Source organism: Actinopolyspora lacussalsi subsp. righensis (assembly GCF_900116555.1).
In the GTDB taxonomy this organism is placed as follows: domain Bacteria; phylum Actinomycetota; class Actinomycetes; order Mycobacteriales; family Pseudonocardiaceae; genus Actinopolyspora; species Actinopolyspora lacussalsi.
In genome coordinates this window covers 20840-37868 of sequence record NZ_FPAT01000017.1, presented here as the reverse complement: position 1 = coordinate 37868, position 17029 = coordinate 20840, and the positions used below count along the sequence as shown (strand labels likewise).

At 68.5% G+C, this 17029-nt stretch carries 14 protein-coding genes; 4 read left to right on the top strand and 10 right to left on the bottom strand.

Features of this window, described 5'->3' with window-relative positions:
* Positions 1-11: 11 nt before the first annotated feature.
* Positions 12-2168: an N-6 DNA methylase gene (locus BM394_RS21825; protein WP_092981620.1), complete on the bottom strand. Its 2157-nt coding sequence runs from the start codon at positions 2166-2168 to the stop codon at positions 12-14.
* A 196-nt stretch (positions 2169-2364) separates the two neighbouring features.
* Here BM394_RS21825 and BM394_RS21820 point away from each other — a divergent pair, with 196 nt between their 5' ends.
* The 3 genes from BM394_RS21820 (at position 2365) to BM394_RS21810 (ending at position 5624) form a co-directional block, all read left to right on the top strand.
* Positions 2365-3591 (top strand): DNA sulfur modification protein DndB, encoded by a 1227-nt coding sequence (locus BM394_RS21820; RefSeq protein ID WP_175530209.1) that lies wholly within the window; start codon positions 2365-2367, stop codon positions 3589-3591.
* A 398-nt stretch (positions 3592-3989) separates the two neighbouring features.
* Positions 3990-4787: a DUF4352 domain-containing protein gene (locus tag BM394_RS21815; RefSeq protein WP_092981618.1), complete on the top strand. Its 798-nt coding sequence runs from the start codon at positions 3990-3992 to the stop codon at positions 4785-4787.
* Between the two features lie 306 nt (positions 4788-5093).
* Positions 5094-5624, top strand: coding sequence for a riboflavin biosynthesis intermediates N-glycosidase (locus BM394_RS21810; protein WP_092981649.1), 531 nt, complete (start codon positions 5094-5096; stop codon positions 5622-5624).
* 137 nt (positions 5625-5761) lie between these two features.
* Here the strand turns inward: BM394_RS21810 and BM394_RS21805 are convergent, their stop codons facing one another.
* The 9 genes from BM394_RS21805 to uvrC form a co-directional block, all read right to left on the bottom strand.
* Complete coding sequence (locus BM394_RS21805) at positions 5762-6115, bottom strand: RNA polymerase-binding protein RbpA (RefSeq protein ID WP_092981617.1); 354 nt, start codon at positions 6113-6115, stop codon at positions 5762-5764.
* Positions 6116-6215: 100 nt separating this feature from the next.
* Positions 6216-6455 (bottom strand): preprotein translocase subunit SecG, encoded by a 240-nt coding sequence (secG, locus tag BM394_RS21800; protein ID WP_092627637.1) that lies wholly within the window; start codon positions 6453-6455, stop codon positions 6216-6218.
* A gap of 317 nt (positions 6456-6772) precedes the next feature.
* Positions 6773-7564 carry a triose-phosphate isomerase gene (gene tpiA, locus BM394_RS21795; protein ID WP_092927833.1) on the bottom strand — a complete coding sequence of 264 codons (792 nt, stop codon included), beginning with the start codon at positions 7562-7564 and terminating at the stop codon, positions 6773-6775.
* Positions 7561-8763, bottom strand: coding sequence for a phosphoglycerate kinase (locus tag BM394_RS21790; protein ID WP_092981615.1), 1203 nt, complete (start codon positions 8761-8763; stop codon positions 7561-7563). The genes tpiA and BM394_RS21790 overlap by 4 nt, the downstream gene beginning before the upstream one ends.
* A 99-nt stretch (positions 8764-8862) precedes the next feature.
* The gene (gap, locus tag BM394_RS21785; RefSeq protein ID WP_092981614.1) at positions 8863-9873 is read right to left on the bottom strand and encodes a type I glyceraldehyde-3-phosphate dehydrogenase; all 1011 of its coding nucleotides are present in this window, start codon (positions 9871-9873) and stop codon (positions 8863-8865) included.
* A 582-nt stretch (positions 9874-10455) separates the two neighbouring features.
* Positions 10456-11472 carry a DNA-binding protein WhiA gene (whiA, locus tag BM394_RS21780; RefSeq protein WP_092981612.1) on the bottom strand — a complete coding sequence of 339 codons (1017 nt, stop codon included), beginning with the start codon at positions 11470-11472 and terminating at the stop codon, positions 10456-10458.
* Positions 11463-12461, bottom strand: coding sequence for a gluconeogenesis factor YvcK family protein (locus BM394_RS21775; RefSeq protein WP_217643657.1), 999 nt, complete (start codon positions 12459-12461; stop codon positions 11463-11465). The genes whiA and BM394_RS21775 overlap by 10 nt, the downstream gene beginning before the upstream one ends.
* 239 nt (positions 12462-12700) lie before the next feature.
* Positions 12701-13579, bottom strand: coding sequence for an RNase adapter RapZ (rapZ, locus tag BM394_RS21770; protein ID WP_092981609.1), 879 nt, complete (start codon positions 13577-13579; stop codon positions 12701-12703).
* 3 nt (positions 13580-13582) lie between these two features.
* The gene (gene uvrC, locus BM394_RS21765) at positions 13583-15955 is read right to left on the bottom strand and encodes an excinuclease ABC subunit UvrC (protein WP_245780376.1); all 2373 of its coding nucleotides are present in this window, start codon (positions 15953-15955) and stop codon (positions 13583-13585) included.
* Positions 15956-16310: 355 nt separating this feature from the next.
* Between uvrC and BM394_RS21760 the strand changes: the two genes are divergently transcribed.
* Positions 16311-17012: a hypothetical protein gene (locus tag BM394_RS21760; RefSeq protein ID WP_092981607.1), complete on the top strand. Its 702-nt coding sequence runs from the start codon at positions 16311-16313 to the stop codon at positions 17010-17012.
* Positions 17013-17029: the final 17 nt, after the last annotated feature.

The following is a 17029-nucleotide window of genomic DNA, read 5'->3' as shown; positions in this document are numbered from 1 at the left end:
GGCGCCGGTGGTCATCGGGATTCCGCATCGGATTCCGTTTCGGAGTCGTCGGTCGGCGGCAGCAGCGCCCCCTCGGTGAGGCCGGCGGTGGTCTCGCGGAGCGCCTCGGCTGCGAGCCGGTCCACCGCGCGGGCCGATTCCCGCATCGCGTGCAGCCGCCGGAAGGTGTCGCCGTAGCCTTGTTGCCGCTCCGGCGGCACCAGCGGCACCCGCAGCCGCTTGGCATCCAGCCGCAGGATCGAACTGCCGGTGGTGGCGCTGTGCGTGTTCTCCTCGGAACCGAGGAAACCGGCCAAAAACCACGCGTCGAGCCGTTCCGGATCCGGCCGCAGCAGATACAGCTGCCGCCCCAGCAGGGCACCCGCGTCCTCGGCCGTTGCCACGCGCACCGGTACCCGCCGGAGCCCCTTGAGCGTGTCCGGCAGGAGCACGTCGCCCTCAGCGATCTCCACCGTCTCCGAGGGCGGCTGCCCGGTCGAGCCGGAAGGCGCAGCGTGCTCCCAGACGTCGGCGGAGGTGAGCACCCGCCACACCACTTCGGCACCGGCGGTCTCCTCCGCCGCCCCGGAGGTCGAGATCCGGTGCAGCTCCAGCGCCCCGCCCCGCAGCAGATCGGCCACAGTGGCCGACTGCCAGGCGACCGGCTCCGAACCGGCGGAACACCACTCCGGAACGTCGAGCGAGTCGAGCAGTTCCGAACCGGCGCGGTGCAGCCGCTGCCACGACCGCAGCACCCGCTCGTGCCTGCGCGCCGGGTCGACCGCCCCGGCACCGGTGTGCACCTGGCGTCGCGGCGTGAGATCGACGTTCTCGTCGAGCACGTCCACGGCCGGGCGGGCGCAGGCGACTCCCGGTACGGCCTCGAAACCCTCCGGGTCGGCCAGGAAGTCGCGCCACGCGGGCAACACCCGCTCCCGCAGCGCCTCCCAGGACAACGCGGCACGTCCCGAGGCGCGCTGCTCGCCCGAGGAGTCCGGGGGCAACGCCGTTTCCTCGGCCGGTGGCTGCAGGAACAGCACGGGGGCGACCTCGCGGTGCTCGGGGTCGGGCGCGGCCAGCAGCCAAAGGTGCAGTCCGAGGTGCGAGGGCACCGCCGCGCCCGGCGGCAACCCGATCACCGCCCGCAGCGCGCCGGAACGCACCAGCTGGGAACGGATCCGCCTCCCGGAGGCCCGCTCCGCCACACCGGGAGGCAGCAGCAGCACCGCCCGGCCACCCGGTTCGAGATGGGCCAGGCAGTGCTGCACCCAGGCCAGTTCGGACTCCGACTTCGGCGGCAGCCCGTAGACCCAGCGGGGGTCGTAGGCGACGTCCTCGTGACCCCAGTCCCGCACGCCGTACGGCGGACCGCAGACCACTCCCCCGGCACGCAGCCGAGGGAAGGCATCCGCGCGGAGGCTGTCCCCCGCGCGGATCATCCGTTCGGCCGAGGTGGCCAGGTCGAGCCGAACCGAGCTCAACGCCACTTGCGGGTCGTGTACGTCCTGGCCGGACACCTCGGCGGCACCGGCTTCGGCAGCGGCCAGCAGCAACCCGCCCCCGCCGCAGGCCGGGTCGAAAACGGACTTCGGGAACCGCTCCTCGCCGGGAGCCAATAACGAGACCATCAGTTCGGCCAACGGTCGAGGGGTCGGGGTGGTACCGGTCTCCGGTTCCTCGGTGATCAGCTCGGTGAGCACGTCCAGTGCGGCGAGCACGCCGTCGGCGGCCACGCACTCCAGCAGCGAGCGCAGCACCGTCGCCGGGACCTCGTTCGGAAGCGGCCCGCGCACCCCCGAACTCTCGGTGAGGTTTTCGGTCATCGCCCGGTCCAGCAGCTCCCGTTGTCGCGGTTCGGGCGAACCCGCGATCAGGGCGCGTTCGGAGTCATCGAGCCCGGCCAGCGCCGACAGCAGCGGCAGCAATCGGACGACCGGGCCGCCGATCTCGTCCCCGGCCGTGCGCAGCGTGGCGCGCAGTTCCTCCCGTGGCGTTCGCTGCGGGAGCTGGCCCCGCTCCGACAACCAGCTCCGCACCTGTTCGGCGTCATAGGCGGGGCTGCTGTCGGTCCCACCAACCGGCGCCGGAAAGTCCGGGTGGCGTCGGCGCCAGTTGCTGACCGTCGCCCGCGTCACCCCCGCGATGCGGGAGATCTCGGCAGCGGTCAGCCGCGCGGCTGATTGGGGCATCGCGAGGTCCTGTCCTGTTCCGGGATCCGAGCCGTAAACAGCCTACAACATCGATCAAATCTGTAAACACGTTTGACAGTGCTTTCAGCTTGTGCTTTTATGATCACGCTTTCAACGCGGCCGGTTGTCAGGCGATCGCACCACCCAGAGCTGTTCCACGAGAGAGGCCAGACCCGCTCCACGAGAAAGGAAAACCATGTCCATCCCCATGCCCACCAGCGAAACGGAGGGCATCCGGCTGCACGTCACGCCGTTCCGCCCGGAAGCGGTGATCGGCGCGCTCGGCCTGCCCACCCTGCTGCAGCTGGTCCCCTCCCCCAAATCGCAGGAGAACCAGCAGGCGCTCAAACACGCCTCCGGCACGCTGCGCAGGCACGCCGAAGTGCGCGGGCTGGTGCAGCGGATGCTGCGGTCCACCAGCAAGGGCCGCAACGTCGCCTCCTACGCCGGGTACATGGCAGCCGGGGTGAAAGGCGACCTGGGGGCCGCGTGGTCGACACCCCCGGTCACGCTCTGGCTGGGTTCGCAGCTCGCCTCGATCGGCGAGGAACTCGTCGCGGGAACCGGCATGCGAACGGTGTCCATCGCCCCCGGCTCGCCCGTGGTGGCCATCGACGGCGAGACGCAGGTCGCCGCCTGGCACGAGCTCTACGACTCACCCGAGCGCTACGGACTCACCATCGACGCGCTGACCCGGATACGGGTGCCCTTCGAACTGTTCTGGGGCCTGGATGTCAAAGAGGCGCGGCAGATCTTCTACGACCGCAACGTCGAGGGCATCACGGTCGCCAAGAACCTGGCCATGTCGATGGACCAGCGCGACTTCGGCACCCGGCTGGCCCACCTGGTGATCGACGCCGTGCGGATCGAACGCGACGGCGAGTCCGTGCCGTTCGGCAAGTTCGTCGAGACCCGTGGCAGGCAGCTCAAGGCTTCCTCGCCCGAGGTCGTCACCCTCTCGGCGCTGCGCGTGCTGGTGGTGTGCACGCTGTTCGGCCGGGCGGGGCTCACTCGTTCGGGATCGACCCTGCGGGACGAGGAACTACCCGAGGGAGTCACCGCCGAACAGGCCACCCGCAGGCTCGTGCCGCTGCTGTCGACGGTCATCTCGACGCTGCGGGAGCACTTCCTCGCGCGCTCGGCCGTGTCCGCCCCGGCGGTGCTGGCGGGCATCGGCATCGCGGCACACCAGGCGACCGGCTGGGCCACCACCGGCGGCACGCTCACCGAGGACGAGCTGCTCCAGCTGCTGTCCACGGTGCGCTGGGAACGCGAAGCCAGTTACTGGCACGGGGTGGCGGCCAGCGCCAACGCCAAGGGCACGCTGAACTTCGCGGGCGGCGCCAAGGACGCCGGGGGCCGCGTGGCCGACGCCATCGTGCACCCCGAGAGCCAGTACGGACGAAGGATCCGCGGCCGATAACCAGAGTTTCTCGGTTCCGGTTGGCGCGGGACTCACTTGGCGGAACCTCTCGCGGGCTCTCGCTGCGGGTGCCCCGACATCGGGTAGTTACTACACAACGTCGGGGCCGTCCTCGCGAGAGCACCACGAGAGAACCCGCAGCGGTGCGGGCTGCGTGAGTGGTCGTTTCGGCGCTGACGCGCCGAAGGACCACCAAGCGGCAACGTCATCCGACTCACGCACCTGGGATACCACGCTGCTCAGTCGCATGGTTCCGCCTCGACGGCGGTGTCGGTGCGACGACGATTTCGCGAGAAATCGACGAGCACAAGGCCACCTCACCCCAAGGGCGCGGCGATTTCGCGAGAAATCGCCGCCATCTCGGACGGACGATCCGCAACGGACGAAAGGAAAACCAAATGACTTACACACCGGTACCACCGCAACAACGAAACGGTAAATTCAGCGGACTCGCACTGGCGAGCCTGATACTGGGAATCATCGGCGCATGCGGCTCGATAATTCCCATCATCAATAACCTGACCGCCGTAGCCGCTTTCGTAGGTGTGGTTCTGGGCGCCATCGCCCTGTTCGGCACCAGGAAAGTGATGGCCGGAATCGGCACCGGGCTGGGCGTACTGGCGATCGTGATCACCGTGGTGATCCAGGCAGCGCTGGTCAGCACCATCGAAAGCGGTGGGGAAGCCGCGGGCACCGCCAACAGCGAGACAGAGATATCCATTCAGCCCGCCCCGACCTCGAACGGTTCGTCCGCCGGGCAGTCCGGATCGCCCCAGGCCGAATCAACGGAGTCGGGCTCGTCCGACTCATCCGAGAAACTCGGGTTCGGCGACAAGCACACCTGGAGCGGTGGGGAAACGATCTCCGTCTCGAAACCCAGCCCCTACACCGAGAGCAACCAGTTCCTGCAGCCGGATGCGGGCAAGCGATACGTCCAGTTCGACGTCCACGTGGTCAACAACGGCAACGCCGAGTACAACGTCGCTTCGGTGAGCATCACCGCACAGCACGCCGGCAAGGTCGCCCAGCAAAACTACGCCGCCGGTGACCAGCTCCCGAACACCCAACTGCCACCGGGCGGCGACGTCACCTACACCATGGTCTTCACCATCTCCGAGGAACCGGGCGAACTGCAGGTCAGCGTGCAACCGAACATGTTCGCCGCGGACACGGTCTACTTCACGGGCAAGGTGTGACTTCGGACAAGCACGACGCGTTCCGCACACGAACGTCTGCGAACACCCGATTCACGGGGGTCGAGGTTCGGCGGAACAAGCGGCTCTTCCAGGCAAACGAGTTCAGTGAAGCCCCGGAAGAGCCGCCATCGTCCCGAAAACCACCGAACCGGGGGCGCTCGGCGGACGAAAAGAGCTCTACCGAAGACGACGAAGGAAAGTAGCATCATCCACGTGTCCATCAACGAGCCCGCCACGCACGAGCACAACGACGCAGCGACCGACTCGGCGCGTCGCCCGCGCGACGTCGCCGAGCTGATCGAGCGGATGCGGCTGGGCGTGCGGACGAAGTTCGTGTTCTTCTGGGGACATCGTCCGGAGCGGGACGGCAGTCCGGGACGCGGGTGCCTGAGTCAGTGGTGGCCCGCGCCGTTCGCCGCGCACGAGCACGTCTTCGCCACCGCCGAGCACTACATGATGTGGCGCAAGGCGCGGTTGTTCGGCGACGAAGAGACGGCTGAGCGAATCCTGGCCGCCGAGCACCCGCACCGTGCGAAAGCACTGGGCCGCGAGGTGCGCGGCTTCGACCAACAAGAGTGGGAGCGGGAACGGTTCGCCGCCGTGGTGGCGGGCAACGTGGCGAAGTTCGCCCAGCACGAGGAACCGCGCCGCTTCCTGCGCGACACCGGCGATCGGGTGCTGGTCGAGGCCAGCCCGCGCGACAGGGTGTGGGGCATCGGCCTGGCCGCCGACGACCCGGCGGCGGGCGATCCGGAAAGGTGGCCGGGACTGAACCTGCTCGGCTTCGCGCTCGTCGAAGCGCGCGAGACGCTGCGCGAGCGCGAACCTACCGGCTGAACCCGTCCCGACACGAAGGTCGTTGGCTCATCGACGGCATCACCAAGGGAGCCGGGCCCCGGAAGCGGCCCCGTGGCGACACCTGAACCGCGGCGGAAAGAATCAACAGGAAGTGGTGACGGCGGGACGCCGTCGGCTCACTCCTCGGGGCGACCGCGTTGCTGCCGCAGCTTGCGCAGCGCCTCGTCGAGCAGTTCCATGCCGTCCTCGTCGCTGCGCCGTTCCTTGACGTAGGCGAGATGGCTCTTGTACGGCTCATTGCGCTTCGGCGGCGGTGGGTTCTCCCGGTCCCGCCCGGCCGGCAGCCCGCAGTGCGAGCACTCCCACGTGTCCGGCACCCGCGCGTCCATCGCGAACGAGGGCTCGGTCAGGTGCTCCTTGTCACACCAGTAGGCGACCCGCTGCCGGGGAGCCGACTCACCGCGCTCGATCTCGGCACCGCTCGGGCTCGACCCGATGCGCATGCCGCGTATCGCGTTACCACCAGTCATCCGCTTCCAACCACCGTCTCACCGTCGTTCGGGCAGACATCGTGTGGACCGAGACCGCACGAGTACGCGGCCGGGGCCACACCCCGACCGCGCGTGCTCGTCAGGAGGCACCCATCTTGATCAGCAAGCCGGTGCCGATTATGGAGATCACCCACAGCGCGATGACGAACAACGTCATCCTGTCCAGGTTCTTCTCCGCGACGCTGGACCCGGCCAGACTCGACTGCATCCCGCCGCCGAACAGCGAGGAGAGCCCGCCGCCCTTGGCCCGGTGCAGCAGCACGAGCAGCACCAGCAGGATGCTGGTCAGCAGGACCATGATCTGCAACAAAAGTGTCATAACGTCCTCGTTCGCACCACGGTTCGTGACAAGCCTACCGAACCGACTCGCCGTCGTGGACCACCGTTGGCATCGTAGGCTCTCGATTTACATCCGCCGGCTCGGCATTCCACCGGTTCCTCGGCATTCCAGCTGTCGAACAACCGCTCTCGCAACCAGCACCGCCGCGGGTTCTCCCGCGTCGCGCTCTCGCGAGGAAGGCCCGACGTTGTGTAGTTACTACCCGATGTCGGGCCTCCCGGAGCGAGAGCCAGCGGGAGGTTCCGCCAAGCGAGCCCGCACGAAAACCGACCGGACGAATTTCCACGGGAACGGGTTCAGGGTAGCGGCCCACCGGCGGCCAACGCGCTCATCTTCGCGAACTCGTCACCGTTGAGGCTGGCACCGCCGACCAGCGCGCCGTCCACGTCGTCCCGGCCGACCAGATCGGCGATGTTGCTGGACTTGACCGAACCGCCGTAGAGCACGCGCACCTCCTCGGCGATCTCGGCGCCGTACTTGTCGGTCAGCGCGGCCCGCAGCGCCCCGCAGACCTCCTGGGCGTCCTCGGCGGTGGCCACCTTGCCGGTGCCGATCGCCCAGACCGGCTCGTAGGCGATCACCGCGCGCCGCACCTGCTCCTGCTTGAGCCCCTTGAGCCCCTCGATGAGCTGGTTCGTGCAGTACGAGACGTGGTCGCCCGCCTCGCGCACCTCGGAGCCCTCACCGACGCACAGGATGGGCGACATCTCGTGCTTGAGGACGGCGCGGACCTTGCGGTTGATCAGCTCGTCGGTCTCGCCGTGGTGCTCGCGGCGCTCCGAGTGGCCGACGACGACGTAGTCGCAGCCGAGCTTGGCCAGCATGGGGGCCGACACGTCACCGGTGTAGGCACCGGAGTCGTGCTGCGAAACGTCCTGCGCACCGTGCCGCAGCAGCAGCTTGTCACCGTCGATCAGGGTCTGCACGCTGCGCAGATCGGTGAACGGCGGGATCACGGCCACCTCGACCTTGTCGAAGTACTTCTCCGGCAGGGCGAAGGCGATCTTCTGCACCAGCGCGATCGCTTCGAGGTGGTTGAGGTTCATCTTCCAGTTGCCCGCCAGCAGCGGCTGCCTGGACTTGCTCATGCCCTGTCCTCCAGTACGGCCACTCCCGGCAGGTCCTTGCCCTCCAGGAACTCCAGCGAAGCCCCACCACCGGTGGAGATGTGCGAAAACCGCTGCTCGTCCAGCCCGAGCGTGCGAACCGCGGCGGCGGAGTCGCCGCCACCCACGACGCTGAACGCGTCGGAGTCGGCGATGGCGCGCGCGACGCCCCTGGTTCCCTCGGCGAAGGCGGGGAACTCGAACACACCGGCGGGACCGTTCCAGAACACCGTCGCGGCCGAGCCGAGGATCTCGGCATAGCGCTCCACGGTGCGCGGGCCGATGTCCAGGCCCTGCCAGCCCTGCGGGATGGCGTCGGACGGCACGACCTGCGTGTTCGCGTCGGCTGCGAACCGGTCGGCGGCCACGATGTCGAGCGGCAGCACCAGCTTGTCACCGTGCTCGTCGAGCAGCTGCTTCGTCGTGGCGATCTGGTCCTGCTGCAGCAGCGAGTCACCCACCGAGTTGCCCATGGCGGCGAGGAAGGTGTAGGCCATGCCGCCGCCGATGACCAGCTGGTCCACCTTGGGCAGCAGTGCGTTGATGACGCCGAGTTTGTCGGAGACCTTGGAGCCGCCGAGCACCACCACGTAGGGCCTGCGCGGGTCGCCGGTCAGGGTGCGCAGCACCTCGACCTCGCTGAGCACCAGCCCACCGGCGTAGGCGGGCAGCCTGGTGGCGAGGTCGTAGACCGAGGCCTGCTTGCGGTGCACCACTCCGAAACCGTCCGAGACGAAGGCGGCGCCGGTTCCGACCAGCTCGACCAGCGCGTCGGCGAGTTGACCGCGCTCGGCGTCGTCCTTGCTGGTCTCACGCGGGTCGAAGCGCACGTTCTGCAGTACCGCGACGCCGCCGTCGGCCAGTCCGCCGACCACCTGGTGCGCCGAGGTACCGACCACGTCCTCGGCCAGGGCGACCTCGGAGCCCAGCAGCTCACCGAGCCTGCGCGCCACCGGGGCGAGCGTGTAGCGGGAATCCGGAGCGCCGTCCGGCCTGCCGAGATGCGCGGTGAGCACCACGCGGGCGCCCGCGCCGGTCAACTTCTCGATCGTCGGCAGGGCGGCCCGAACCCGGCCGTCGTCGGTGATGGTTTCGCCGTCCAGCGGGACGTTCAGGTCGGCACGCACCAGGACGTACCTGCCCCGAACCCCCTCGCCGAGCAAGTCGTCGAGATTCTTCAAGCCTGTTGCTCCTCGCCGGGAATCACAAGATGTGAGGGGTCACAAGGGGTGATGGGACAATTCGGCCCCCGGGCGGCGTCGCCCGGGGGCCGATGGAGATCAGGAGAGCTTGGAACCCACGAGGTCGGCCAGATCGACCAGACGGTTGGAGTAGCCCCACTCGTTGTCGTACCAGCCGACGATCTTGACCTCGTTGCCGATGACCTTGGTCAGCGGGGCGTCGAAGATCGTCGAGGCGGGGTCGCCCTCGATGTCGCTGGACACGATCGGGTCCTCGCTGTACCGGAGGATGCCCTTGAGCTGGCCGTCGGCGGCCGCCGCCTTGAACGCCTCGTTGACCTGCTCCTCGGTGGGGTTGGTCTTGAGGCTGGCGGTCAGGTCGGTGACCGAACCGGTCGGGACCGGCACGCGCATGGCGTAACCGTCGAGCTTGCCGTTGAGCTCGGGCAGCACCAGGCCGATCGCCTTGGCCGCACCGGTGCTGGTGGGGATCACGTTGACGGCCGCCGCACGCGCCCTGCGCAGGTCCTTGTGCGGACCGTCCTGCAGGTTCTGGTCGGCGGTGTAGGCGTGCACCGTGGTCATCATGCCCTGCTCGATGCCGAAGCTGTCGTTGAGGACCTTCGCCATCGGGGCCAGGCAGTTGGTGGTGCACGAGGCGTTGGACAGCACGGTCTGGGTGCCGTCGTAGGAGTCGTCGTTCACACCGAGCACGACGGTGAGGTCCTCGCCCTTGGCCGGGGCCGAGACGATGACCTTCTTCGCGCCGCCCTCGTCCACGTGCTTGCGGGCCTGCTCGGCCTGGGTGAACAGTCCGGTGGACTCGACCACGACGTCGACACCGAGGTCTCCCCACGGCAGCTTGCCCGGATCCTTCTCGGCGAGGATCTTGATGCTCTTGTTGCCGACCTTGATCCCCTCGTCGGTCACGGTGACCTCTTCGGGGACCTGGCCGAGCACGCTGTCGTACTTGAGCAGGTGCGCCATGGTTGCGACGTCGCCCAGGTCATTGGCGGCCACGACCTCGATATCGTGCTTGCTGGCAACTGCCGCACGCCAGAAGTTGCGTCCGATCCGGCCGAAGCCATTGATACCTACGCGAACGGTCACGCCGATCTCTCCTCGCGACTTACCCTGCCGAGTCGTCGGCAGGTGGCGGTCATATGGACTCGTCATCGACCCTATCGCCCGACTCGCCCCGGTTACGAACTCGGGAGACGCCACACCACGGCGTCGCCGCGCCACTCATCGACTCGCGGGCCGACGGGCCGCGAAGTCACCCCGGGACGAACGGCCGCCCGACATCGAATTTCCCACTCCGCGGGACGGGCCGATCCGGACGGAACCGATGGGAAACACGACTGTAACGATTCACAAACATCGGTGGAAAATCACTTCCACGGGTGACGAAAAGCCGTACCGGAAAGCACCCGCACCACCGATACTCACCCGAAAGCATCATACGACGTGACTTCGCGCGGGCGAAACCGAAGTCCGGCGAATCGCGGCCGGCGAATAGAGGATCCACCGGCCGCGGGAGTCGATCGACGAGCTCTTCGGTGCCGCTCTCCTGTCGGTAGCTCTCTTGTCGGTAGCTCTCCGGTCTCGCAGCACCCCTACCCCACTTGCCGCCTCGGCCGAGTTAGCACCGTGCTCGGCACTCTCGGAGCGGACGGATTCGAACGACTGCGGTCAGTCGTGCTGTTCCTCGCGGAGCATTCCATCCACACCGGACTCCAAAAGTTCGGTGGTCACCGCCGACTCGGTGTCGGGCAGGTTCAGCTCCCTGGCCCGTTTGTCGGCCATCGCCAGCAGTCGCCGGATCCGACCGGCCACGGCGTCCTTGGTCATCGGCGGATCGGCGAGCTGACCGAGCTCCTCCAACGACGCCTGCCGGTGCGCGAGCCGGAGCCTGCCCGCCACCAGCAGGTGTTCCGGAACGGAGCTGCCGAGCAGCTCCAGGCCGCGTTCCACCCGCGCGGCCGAGGCCACGGCGGCACGCGCGGAACGCCGCAGGTTGGCGTCGTCGAAATTGGCCAGTCGGTTGGCCGTGGCGCGCACCTCGCGGCGCACTCGCCGCTCCTCCCAGGTCATCACGCTGTTGTGCGCGCCGAGCCGGGTGAGCAGCGCCCCGATGGCGTCGCCGTCGCGGACCACGACCCGGTCGGTGCCGCGCACCTCGCGGGAGCGCGCCTGGACCTCGAGTCGACGGGCCGCCCCGACCAGTGCCAACGCGGCCTCCGGACCGGGGCAGGTGACCTCCATCGCCGAGGAGCGGCCGGGTTCGGTCAGCGAGCCGTGCGCCAGGAACGCACCCCGCCAGGCGGACTCCGCGTCGCACACGCCGCCCGAGACCACGTGCGAGGGCAGTCCCCGCACCGGGCGGCCACGCGGGTCGAGCAACCCGGTCTGCCGGGCCAGTCCTTCACCGTCGCGTACGACACGCACCACGTAGCGGGTTCCCTTGCGGAGTCCACCGGAGGTGATCACGTGCACATCGGAGTGATAGCCGTAGAGCTCGTGCAGCTCGCGCCGCAACCTGCGCGCGGTGGAGCCGGAGTCGAGTTCGGCCTCCACCACCACACGCCCGCCGACGAGGTGCAGCCCGCCCGCGAAACGCAGCAGCGAGGACACCTCGGCTCTGCGGCAGCACGCCTTGGTCGTCGGCAACCTGCTCAGTTCGTCTTTGACCGCCGCGGTCATAGCCACCGGTCCGTCCTCCTCTCCAGTGCGGCTTTCAGACTCGCCGCGAGAGCATCCGGTTCGTGTTTCGCCGAACCGGGTGCGGCAGCGACTCGATCAAGCAAAGTCTGCGCACCAAGTCCGGTTGCCGCAGCACGAAGCCGATCGGGCGTCGGTACCGCTTCCGAATCGGCCAATACCGCGTCTACCCGCAGTTTTGGCTCGTGTTCGGAGATCACGTCCAGATGTTGTTCCGGTGAGAAGTCCGCTGTTTCACCCGGTTGCGGGACAAGATTGAGTACCACGATCCGCTGAGCAGAAGTGTTGACCAAGGCGTCGCGCAGCTCGGGAACCAGCAGGTGCGGCAGCACGCTGGTGAACCAGGAACCGGGTCCCAGCAGCACCACGTCGGCGTCCAGCACCGCACGAACCGCCTCGGGAGCGGCACGCGGTTCGTACGGCTGCCCGTTGACCGCGTTGAGCCGAACCCGGCGAACTCGGCCCGGAGTACTGGCGATGGCCACCTGCCCCCGGATCGTGCGCACCGCGGCGGGATCCTCGTCCAGCCCGGTGACATCCGCCTCCATGTCCAGCGGCTCCGCGGACATCGGCAGCACGCGCCCCTGGACATCCAGCAATCGGCACGCCTCGTCCAGCACGGCTATCGGATCGCCCAGCACATCCAACAACCCCGCGAACAGCAGATTGCCGACCGCGTGCCCCGCCAGCGCGCCGTTGCCACCGAAGCGGTGCTCGAACAGCCGCGCCCAGGTGTGACCCGTCCCGGAGTCGGCCGCCAGCGCCGAGAGCGCCTTGCGGAGATCACCCGGTGGCAGCATGCCGAGCTCGCGACGCAACCTGCCCGAGGAACCACCGTCGTCGGCGACGGTCACCACGGCCGTGATGTCGGTGGTTATCCGCCGCAACGCGGCGAGGCTCACCTGCAGCCCCCGTCCGCCCCCGAGGGCGACGGCTCGCGGCCGGTCCGGCCACGTGGTCGTATCAATGGTCTCCACGCTGCTCCCTTCACACCGTCGGACGAATCCGATCGGGAACCCGGTGGTGGACCGGGTTCGCGGGCCACGCCGAGCGCTTCACTGCGGATCACGATCGGGTGATATACGAGAGAGCGACACACGAGACAACTACACCCGAAACGGCAAGGTGTGGCGTGCTCATCGCCCGGGACGTGATCCCCGAAACGTCCCCGACCCCGACCGGGTCGGGCAACCGGGAGGCGACCGCGGTGAGACGCTCACTCGCGTCCCAGATCACGATGTACCGTCTTGACGGTCATCCCGTCGTCCTCGGAAAGTCGTCGGGCCAGCTCCTCGGTGAGCACCACGCTGCGGTGCTTGCCACCGGTGCAGCCCATCGCCAGGGTCAGGTAACGCTTGCCCTCGCGCTGGTAGCCGGTCCCCACCAGCCGCAACAACCGCTGGTAGTTGTCGAGGAACTCCTCAGCCCCTTCCTGCCCCAGCACGTAGTTGCGCACCTCGTCGTCGTTGCCGTTGAACTCGCGCAACTCGGGTATCCAGAACGGGTTGGGCAGGAACCGGCAGTCCATGACCAGATCGGCGTCCATCGGCAGGCCGTACTTGTAACCGAAGGACAGCACGGTCACCTGCGTTCTGGTCCCCGCCTCGGTGCCGAACGCGTCCTCGATCTTGGTCCGCAGCTGGTGCACCGACAACCCCGTGGTGTCCAGCACGAGATCGGCCTCGGCACGGAGCTTGGACAGCAGCGAACGCTCGGCGGCGATGCCGTCGGCGAGTCTGCCCTGCCCCTGCAGCGGATGACCACGCCGGACCTGTTCGAACCGGCGGACCAGCACCTCGTCGGTGGCTTCGAGGAACAGCACTTTCGGCTTGTAGCCCCGCGCGTCGAGATCCTTGATCACCGAACCGAGATCCTCGGTGAACGCCCGGCTGCGGACATCCATGACCACGGCCACCCGGGTTATGGCGTCGCTGGAACGCGCACCGAGTTCGACCATGGTCGAGATCAGTTCGGGTGGCAGGTTGTCCACCACGAACCAGCCCAGATCCTCCAGGCACTTCGCGGCGGTGCTGCGGCCCGCCCCGGACAAGCCGCTGACGACCGCCACCTCGATGCCGCCGTGTTCTTCGGTCACTGTTCAACCCCCTGCGGTACCGTCGCCGTCCCTCGTGGCGTCCGATTCGGATCTCCGGACGCCGTCCGTCGGTTCCGCGACGGTGCTGGAAATGTTCCTTCCCTGTGAGCCGTCGAGATCCGACGGCTCGTCCACCTTCCCCGTGGACCCGGTTCCGGTGGCTTCGTTCGCCGCGGTTTCGGCCCCCGATACATCCGATCCCGCTACATCCGCTCCCGCCGTGTTCGACTCCGCCGCATCCGACCCCGCCGCGTCCGACGCGGCTCCGGTCCCCGCCGCACCGGACAACGCGCCGTGCACCGCCTCGGCCGTTCGCCTGCCGAAACCCGGTACGGCGCTGATCTCCTCGATCGTGGCAGCCCGGATCTTGCGCAGCGAGCCGAAGTGCTTGAGCAACGCCTTCTTCTTGACCTGCCCCAACCCCGGCACGGCGTCCAGCTCGGAGTCGGTCATCCGCTTGGAGCGCTGCTTGCGGTGGTAGGCGACCGCGAACCGGTGCGCCTCGTCCCGGACCCGCTGCAGCAGGTAGAGCGCCTCGCTGGTGCGGGAGAGGACCAGCGGTTCCGGTTCGGCGGGCAGCCAGACCTCCTCCAGGCGTTTGGCCAGTCCGATGACGGCGACATCGGTGATACCGAGCTCGGCCAGCTCATCGGCGGCGGCGTTGACCTGCGGCGCCCCACCGTCGACCACCAGCAGGTTGGGCGGGTAGGCGAACTTGCGGGGCCTGCCGGTCTCGGGATCCACTCCCGGGGGCTGCTCGCTCCCGGCGGAATCGAGCACCACGCTCGCCCCCGTGCCGTCGCTCCCACCGGTGCCGTCACCGACCTCGGCACCGTCGCTCACCCCACCCGCGACGGTGCCCGCGTCCACGACGGTGCCCGCCGCGGCGACAGCGCCCGCATCGCCTGCCTCCCCCGAAGAGGCAGGTACCCGCTCGGACTGTTCGGCGCCGGTCTCGCGCAGGTACCGGTTGAACCTGCGTCGAACCACCTCGGCCATGGCGGCGGTGTCCCCGCCGTCTCCGCCACCCCGCACGGAGAACCGACGGTACTCGGACTTGCGCGCCACCCCGTCCTCGAAGACGACCAGTGAGGCGACCACATCGCTGCCCTGCACGTGGCTGACGTCCACGCACTCGATCCGCAGCGGCGCGCTGTCCAGCCCGAGCGACTCCTGCAACTCCTGCAACGCGGCCGATCGGGCGTTGATGTCACCAGCCCTGCGCAACTTGTACTGCTTGAACGCCTCCTGCGCGTTGGCGCGCACCGTCTCCAGCAACGTTCGCTTGTCACCCCGCTGCGGGACACGCAGTCCGACCTTGCTGCCCCGCAACCTCCCGAGCCACTGCGCCACCGCCTCGGAATCCTCCGGCAGCTCGGGGACCAGCACCTCGCGGGGCACCGGGGTGCCGCCCGCGTCCGCCTGATCGGCCAGCGCGGCCTGCTCGCCGTAGAACTGAGTGAGGAACTGTTCGACCAACTCGGGAGTCTCGGTGCGCTCCGCCTTGTCGATGACCCAGCCGCGCTGGCCGCGCACCCGACCGCCACGCACGTGGAACACCTGCACCGCGGCGGCGAGCTCGTCCTCGGCGAAGGCCGCCACGTCGGCGTCGGTGCCGTCACCGAGCACCACGGCCTGCTTCTCCATCGCGCGGCGCAACGCCTCCAGGTCGTCGCGCAGCCTCGCGGCACGCTCGAAGTCCAGCTGTTCGGAGGCCTGCTCCATCCGCTCCCGCAGCCTGCGCGTGATCGCGTCGGTGCGGCCGGTCAGGAAGTCGCAGAACTCTTCCACGATGCGGCGGTGCTCGTCGGCCTCCACCCTGCCCACGCAGGGGGCCGAGCACTTGTCGATGTAGCCGAGCAGGCAGGGCCTGCCCATCTGGGCGTGGCGCTTGAACACGTTGTTGGAGCAGGTGCGGGCGGGAAACACCCGCAGCAGCGTGTCGAGGGTGTCGCGGATCGCCCAGGCGTGCGCGTAGGGCCCGAAGTAACGCACACCCTTGCGCCGAGGGCCGCGGTAGACGTGCAGCCGGGGGAACTCCTCGTGCAGCGTGACCGCCAACACCGGGTAGGACTTGTCGTCGCGGTAGCGGACGTTGAAGCGGGGGTCGAACTCCTTGATCCAGGAGTACTCCAGCTGCAGCGCCTCCACCTCGGTGTTGACCACGGTCCAGTGCACCCCGGTGGCGGTGGTCACCATCTGGCGGGTGCGCGGATGCAGCGCGGAGAGATCGGCGAAGTAGGAGGAGAGCCTGCTGCGCAGGCTCTTCGCCTTGCCGACGTAGATCACACGGCCATCGCCGTCGTGGAAGCGGTACACACCCGGGGAGTCCGGGATGGTTCCGGGAGCTGGTCGGTAGGTGGACGGATCGGCCACTCCCCCAGCCTACGTGCGCTCACCACCCTCTTGACCAAGCCGGTCGTTGTTGGGAGGCGCGAACTCTGTTTGCGTAGGTGGTTTGGGTGGCGGAACCTCTCGCGGGCTCTCGCTGCGGGGAGACCCGACATCGAGTAGGTACTACGCCACGTCGGGTCTTCCTCGCGAGAGCACCACGAGAGAACCCGCGGCGGTGCCGACTGCGGGAGTGGTTGGAGTTCGGCCCGCGTCGACAGGGCGCGGCGATTTCTCACGAAATCGCCGGGGCGTTCGAAGGCCGCGAGAGGTTCCGCCGAGGGAGTGCCCACCAAAATCGGGGCGACAACGGCGCGTGATCGAGGGAAGAATTCGCGGGATGCGACTTCCGATCACGGTGCACCGAGCGCGGCTCGGCAAGCACTCCTACCGGGTGATCCGACCCAGACCCACGCCGCCGAACGTGGTGCTGAGTCAGTGCAGTACCGCGGCATCGGAGTACGACATCCGGCTCGACGCCCGCGCCGCCCACCGGATCGGGGTGGCGTGGCTGCTGGCCGCGCGATCACCGCGATCTCTGGTGCACATCCCGCTGCGAAACAGCCGATCACCGGCCTCGGCGAGGTGCGAGCCGGAATGCTTCCGGCGGGAGGAGTGTCCGCACAGCACAGCGGAAAGGCCGCTGGACCTGCTGTTGCTGCATCACAGCCTGCGGTTCCGCCCTTCGCGCTGGAAGGAGGTACGTTCCCGGCTGGACGACGGCAGACCGGAGACGGCCGAGCTCCCGGCGGGCGATGCTCCGGAATTCGGGAGTGAGCCCTTCGAATTCCACTGGATAAAGCGATACTCACTGCGGCAGCACGTGCACGCGGAAACGCTACTGCTGACCGGGAACGCCCCGCTTTTCCGGGAGCTGAGCACGTACTTCCTCGACATCGCCGAGAACGGCCCCGGATCGCACTCGTGGAACCCGAGGAAGCACTACTGCAACGAGATCCGGTGGCCGGAAATCGGCCGGTACGACCAGGAGATACACATCGTCTACGACGAGCGGTGGTCGGGAACCGACATCAAGTGCTGAAGGGACGGCGGGGCACT